The sequence below is a fragment of the uncultured Nostoc sp. genome, from assembly GCF_964245445.1.
Classification (GTDB): Bacteria; Cyanobacteriota; Cyanobacteriia; order Cyanobacteriales; family Nostocaceae; genus Nostoc.
Genome location: NZ_CAXTNE010000359.1, coordinates 1 through 6477 on the forward strand (window position 1 = coordinate 1; position 6477 = coordinate 6477).

Here is a 6477-nt window from a genome sequence, read left to right on the forward strand (position 1 = left end):
CTCGCTACTATCCACATCTGGATTCACAAAATATTATTAGTGGGATAGGTTCAGGTTTTATCTGTAAAAGCTATGCAGAAATGGCGGCAATGATTCCACTAGCTTTGGAACTCAATCGTCAAACCTGTCGAAAACACGTAGAAAACAACTTTAGTGTTAGCCAAATGGTTAACGGATATGAAGCTGTTTACAGACAAATTATTAAAGACCGCATAGAATCGAATGGCTGCATTTGTGCAGCTAACATTCAGTTTTAATCAACTGTTTTTTTATCCAACTTAAACAATAACTTTTTTCAAGGAGGACATTGGTATGAGTACGAGAGCCAACACCTGCCCATGCTGCGGTGGTTCCCTCCTGCGCCATGCCCGACATGGTGAACTATATTGGTTTTGCCTGTCGTGCCGACAAGAAGTACCGCTACTAACTGCTACTCGCTTGCCTAATGTGGAAACCCGGAACACCGGAGTAGTTCCACAGCCTGCGGTAAATTCTTAGTTTTACGGCATTTTAGATTAATAAAAGCCTACTAGAAATCAAGTAAAAATTCAGCACCCAGGAGTCAGGATTCAGAATTTATAAGGAATCTAGAATAATTAGTATATTTATTCATCAAATGTTCAACGGAATTCTCTAACTATTCTGAATCCTGAATTCTTACGAAATCAAGACTAATTTACTTTAAACCTACCAACTAGTGGTTTGTCTCATTAGTTACGAGGAGTAAACAAGTTCGTAGTAAGGACTTTAGTCTTGGATTTTTAAGCACTTCAGTGGTTACTACGAACTCATCAAAATTAATGAGACAGACCATTAGCTTCAACTGATAAAATCAGATGGAGCTAATTGATAGGTTAAAAGTTTTGTTAGCAGCGTTACTTTATGGGCAAGAAAATTTACGCCTAGAGCAAGTTCCTGACCCGACTCCGGCGGCTGGCGAAGTTGTCATTCAAGTGGGGGCAGCAACAACTTGCGGTACAGATTTGAAAGTCTGGCGGCGCGGTGGTCATGTCAAAATGCTAATACCACCAACGCTGTTTGGTCACGAAGGGGCTGGGCAAATTGTTGCTTTGGGTGCAGGGGTTACAAATTGGCAAGTAGGCGATCGCATTGTCGCTAATAATTCTGCACCATGCATTAAATGCTTTTTTTGTCAACGTCAAGAATATTCATTATGTCCGAATCTGACCTGGAATAACGGGACTTTTGCGGAATACTTGAAAATTCCCGCACCAATAGTAGAGCATAATTTATTGCAGATTCCCGATGAGTTGCCGTGGGAATTGGCAGCGATGACGGAACCCTTAGCTTGTGTATTGCATGGTATAGCCCGTTCTAACGTCAAAGCCAAAGATAAAATAGTCGTCTTAGGAGATGGGGCGATCGGGTTGATGTTTGTGGCGGCGTTGAGTGAGAAAGCTGAGGTGTTGCTGTGGGGAGGTAATCACCACAGGCTAGAAATCGGTCAAAAATTGGGTGCAACCCAAACCTTTAATTATCATCAAATCCCAGATATTCCCAGCGTAGTGAAAGAACTTACCCAAGGATGGGGCGCAGATGTCGTGATTGAAGCCACTGGTGTACCAAGTGTTTGGGAAACTGCGATCGCTTGTGCCCGTCCTGGTGCAACAGTCAACTTATTCGGTGGATGTCCACAGGATACCAGCATTACTGTCAACACAGAACAGCTACACTACAGCGAACTAACTATCAAAGGCGTATTTCATAATACACCAAAGTATGTGCAGGAGGCGCTTGCACTGATCGCTAGTCGCAAAATTCCCTTTGAGTTACTTGTTAGTGAACAGCGGCCATTAAAAGATTTAGAACAGGTGTTTTGTGAGATGAAGGCGCGTCAGGTAATTAAGGTAGCGATGATTCCTTAGTTCTTTGCAGGGTACAGCAGATGCATCTGGGTTTAGGCAAACAATGTAGAAAATCTAGACATCGGAGGAGCTACAATTTCTTGTCCGGCAATACTTCGGGTGAAAACATTGCCCACAACGAGTCATAGTAGGGGACAAAATAAGCAGCCTGTTGGGGTTCTAGATGAGAGCGGATCTCACTGCCGAGCAAGTGAATCAATTGCCGTACTAATTCCCAGCGTACCTTTAATCGGGGATACAACATGACACACAAGGGAAATAGCTCTTGTTGTATGGCGCTAATGTTGTTTTCCAAAACACAGACCCACAGATACACTTGGAACATCTCTATATCACGGACACTCGAAATCTGAACGTTAGTATTGCTTAAACGACCTGTATGGCTTTGATAGTTAGGATACATCTGCATCACCCGTTCCGCAATTTTGGTTGCAATCTCGCTGCACAACGGCAAAATTTGCTGGACAGCTTTTAACGGTGGCGCATCATAAGCATATTCTGCTGCTGCCTGATAAGCACGCTGGAGCGGCATATAGAGATGGTCATCAATCACTTTGAAGTAAGCACTCAGCGATGCTTGCTGCGCTGGCGGTGTCAAGTTGAGTAGTATTTGTCCGCCGTAGTGAAACTGCATACTAATGAACCCGATAACTCTAGGATCATTTGCTGTGTACTTCTGTCGAATTTTTCCCAAATCTCTAGCAATCTTAGTAGAAAACTTCGCTGGGGGAATCTGTTGGGCATAGGCCCAGAGAGCTGTTTGATAAATCGTGTGGGTATCCTTTGCGACTTCCCACGGATCAATTAATTCAGGGTCAATTTGATGCCGAATCACCTCTTGAGACAAAAGCGCTTCCGTTCTTCCCCACGCTTGCAGACTTGTGGTTCGGAGTGCCTGCATTAATGTTGTTGCAACCTCAGTTGCGATTTCACTGCGCTGGAGGACTTCGATGCGATCGTCCTGTTCAGCTAGATTTCGTAAATACTTCTTCGCCCACGCTTCTGAAAATGGTTGATTTGCTACTGTCTCAAGCCTTCTTACTGGTTCTGCTAACAATGAAAGATTTTGCGGCATTCTAAGCACCAAATTGCTAAATTTAATGAATTAAATATTTCGTAATATTTTAAGTATAAAGAAATAAATATTACTATCAAAATCGCAATATTACGCACTTTATCATTTCTTCAAACTAAGTTCCAGTTTTTTACACTTTTTGAAAGAAGGCGATCATGTGGGGAGTGGGGGAGGCAGGGGGAGAATAAAAAACTACCTCTTTCTCCTTTGCTCCCTGCTCCCTGCTCCCCGCCCCTCTGCCTCTTTTCAATGCCCAAAACTTAAAGACGATTAGTATCTTTTGTAACTAACTTCCAGCCTTCAGCTTGATCAACTAGCTTCATCGACTCTAGTTCGAGATTGTTAAAAGCAGATGCATGAAGCAGAAAGTAGGGTTGCCCGTTGTAGTGCCAATAATATTCGAGTTCGCCAACAGAAGCGGGAATGATAGTGCGATCGCTATAAAAATCCAATGAGGGACGATGATAGGGAAAAGATGTGTAAATCTTCCTCGTAGCTGGATTTGCCCGCACAATCATCGCGGCGACTGGTTTAACTGGATAAGCTTCAGATAATTCCCAAACCCAGTAGTTAGATTTCATTAACAGTAGCAGCGAAATATAACTTCCCCAAAACAAAATCTTCAGAAATTGTCCATCACCTCGTTCTGCCAAAATAGCTGCTAAGGTCATAGTTAAAGCTACTGCTACAAAAATCAGTTGTAAGTCTGTTTTTGGTGTTGTACCCCAACTAAAATAAATGCTACCAGCAGAAGCGGCTACAGCAAGTATCGCCAAACCAGCAACCCAAGCACGGGGATAGGATGAGAGTAAAGACGAATTTTCTGTATCTGATAATTGGATACCAAAAGCTAAGGCTAAACTAGGATAAATTGGGAATAAATACCAGGGAACTTTGGTAATCATGAAAGAAATTACCAGCAGATAAACACCACTCCACGCCATTACTAGTTTTGCCCAACTAAGGTTGCGATTTTCCCAGGTTAAGCGGATAGTTTGCGGTAAGAATAATAGCCACGGCCATGTGTATTTGAGAAGTTCAATAACATAATACCAAGGTGGTTCAGGATTCCCCTCTACAAATGAGCCAATTCGGCCTAGTGATGGGTTTACAAGCCCAATTTGGGCGAAAGTGTAACCATAGTGAATTAATTGGGCACTATACCAAGTAGCTACAGGTAGAATACCAATGAAGATTGCTATCCATAGATAGTAACAAGTGAGCAGTCGTGGCGTATCCCAAAACAGAAATATGATCGCGATCGCACCTAGTAATATGCCTAACAATCCTTGAGTCAGGCAAATCAACCCAAAGCTAATACCAATACCAAGGCAATAGCGTAAATCCCGACGCGATCGCAACACGCACAACATCATTACCATCAAAAAACTTACCATCGCCCCATCCAACATTGCCAACCGCCCATGACGCACCACCGGTAGCATTGTTAAATAAATCAATGCGCTATAAATAGCAGCCCAACGTTGGCGAAATATTTCTCTAGCAATGCAATACAGTAAAGGTACAGATGTCGCTGTTAAAATTGCTCCAGGCAGGCGCGTTGTCAACTCATTTTCGCCTCCTAAAGAATAAGCCCAAGCAATTAGCAAATGCATCAAAGGCGGCTTGTTATGATATGGTTCACCTCCTAACGTTGGGTAAAGCCAACGCATTGATCCTGCTGGAGCGTGCCAAATTTCACGAGCAACCTGTGCCACAGTCCCTTCATCCCAATCTCGCAACGGCAATCCTCCCAGATTGATGCTAAACAGTAACACTGCTGCCAATAGCAATATCATTAGCCATACCCAATCAATCCATTTGCCAACCGTGCGATGTTGTTTTTCTAGATGACTCCAAATAAAGCTTCCTTCTTGCATATTCTATGTTAATCATTTTACTTTCTGGTTTGATTACATAGAGACATCTAGCGAATCTCCAATGTTGTCACCCAGTAACAACGTATTTATTAACAATTGCTAGTTTCCAAGATTAACTCAAGTTTCTATAATTAGCCCTATTTTTTTAAAAAATTATATTGGTTATCTAAATAACATTTTAGCCAATAAACGATAAAAATAATACAATCAGTAAATTATTTGTTACTTGTTTGACAATCCGTAAATTAACTTGTATTTATTTGAATGGGACGCTTAATTTAAATTTTATATACTTAGTTTTTATCTGATTAAATTCCAATACAGTTTAGTTAACGTCAAAAACCATAAACTGCTCCCGGTTGAGTTGAGCGAACGCGAACAGCGTCCCGTAGGGAAGTGAAACCCAACAAACCACCGAAAATAATAGTGTGCTGAATAAGCTAATGAGCATTTAAGTTGCATAAAAGCAGGGCTGGAGACTCTTACTATAAGCGAATCAACCTGGAAAAATGAATGCAATTAGCTGATTGAAAAATATATCTATATTTTTTGATTAATAATTTTAAGAAAAATAATTATTCGTTGTTTAAAAAATATTAATTTAGTATTAATAATTAATAAAATAATTAATAAAGCAGATTTTTTCATTAAATAACTTCCATAACTTTAAATTTAATTAAGTAATTATATAATTAAAATATCTATGTTATAAACTCCTATCAGAATGTTTTTTAGAATAATAAACTCCAATAAATTATGGGAGCCTGTCAATGAATTTACCTGTGGTTGTGGATATTGCTATTGGTTTAGTTGTTATTTACTTGATTTTGAGCCTGATAGCTTCTGAAATTCAAGAGTTGATTTCTACATGTTTACAATGGAGAGCTAAACATTTAAAAAAATCAATTGAATTACTTTTAGCAGGTGGTAGCGAAACTGAAGACTCAGATATTACTAAAGCAGAGAACTTGGTAGATAAACTTTATAATGATCCTTTAATTAATACCTTGAATCAACAAGCCAACGGGAAAATAGAAAAGCAGTTTCAGGGAATTAGTAAAAGTATTGATACAAACGGACTAGGAAGAAAACAAAGCGGCCCTTCATATCTTCCTTCTGAAACATTTGCAACTACTTTATTAGATACCTTAAAAATTCCCCAGCTAATTAATCATGTTAAACATCCTAGTGAAGATGATAAAACTAATTTACATATAATATTAGCATTCTACAAAGAACTTAAAATAGGTGTTAATAATCAAGATAGTGAAGAATACAAAAAAATTCAATCGATTTATGGAGATATTGACCAAAAATTTATAGATTTTGTTAATAAAGATTTGCCGGATGATGTACCTGATAATTTAATTCAGAGTCTTAGCGTGATTGCTCAACGGAGTAGGATAAAGATTGGCAACCTCAACGAAGAAATGAATCAGTTTAAAAATGAAGTCGAAACATGGTTTGATCGCTCTATGGATCGAGCCAGTGGCGTTTATAAGCGCAATGCAAAAGGAGTTGCAATTTTAATTGGAATATTAGTTGCCATATTCACCAATACTGATACATTTCACCTAGTTAGTGAACCTATCCCACTAATAATATTTTGTGAATCCAGATGTGGATAGTAGCGAGG

The 6477-nt window shown here is 39.6% G+C and carries 5 protein-coding genes and 1 pseudogene; 4 read left to right on the top strand and 2 right to left on the bottom strand.

Annotated features, from left to right (window positions below; all coding sequences use genetic code 11):
* The 3 genes and pseudogenes from ACFE90_RS34600 to ACFE90_RS34610 form a co-directional block, all read left to right on the top strand.
* A pseudogene (locus ACFE90_RS34600) lies at positions 1-257 on the top strand (hypothetical protein); the annotation flags it as partial.
* Between the two features lie 55 nt (positions 258-312).
* Positions 313-498 carry a hypothetical protein gene (locus ACFE90_RS34605; protein WP_118166720.1) on the top strand — a complete coding sequence of 62 codons (186 nt, stop codon included), beginning with the start codon at positions 313-315 and terminating at the stop codon, positions 496-498.
* A 365-nt stretch (positions 499-863) separates the two neighbouring features.
* On the top strand, positions 864-1886 hold the full coding sequence (locus ACFE90_RS34610; RefSeq protein WP_375506800.1) for a zinc-binding dehydrogenase: 1023 nt from the start codon (positions 864-866) through the stop codon (positions 1884-1886).
* 70 nt (positions 1887-1956) lie between these two features.
* On the opposite strand, the gene ACFE90_RS34615 is transcribed toward ACFE90_RS34610, so the two are convergent.
* The gene (locus ACFE90_RS34615; RefSeq protein WP_375506797.1) at positions 1957-2961 is read right to left on the bottom strand and encodes a hypothetical protein; all 1005 of its coding nucleotides are present in this window, start codon (positions 2959-2961) and stop codon (positions 1957-1959) included.
* A 260-nt stretch (positions 2962-3221) separates the two neighbouring features.
* A complete protein-coding gene (locus ACFE90_RS34620; RefSeq protein WP_375506798.1) occupies positions 3222-4841 on the bottom strand; it encodes an ArnT family glycosyltransferase in 1620 nt (539 codons plus the stop codon).
* Positions 4842-5611: 770 nt separating this feature from the next.
* Between ACFE90_RS34620 and ACFE90_RS34625 the strand changes: the two genes are divergently transcribed.
* Complete coding sequence (locus ACFE90_RS34625; RefSeq protein ID WP_375506799.1) at positions 5612-6469, top strand: hypothetical protein; 858 nt, start codon at positions 5612-5614, stop codon at positions 6467-6469.
* Positions 6470-6477 lie beyond the last annotated feature (8 nt).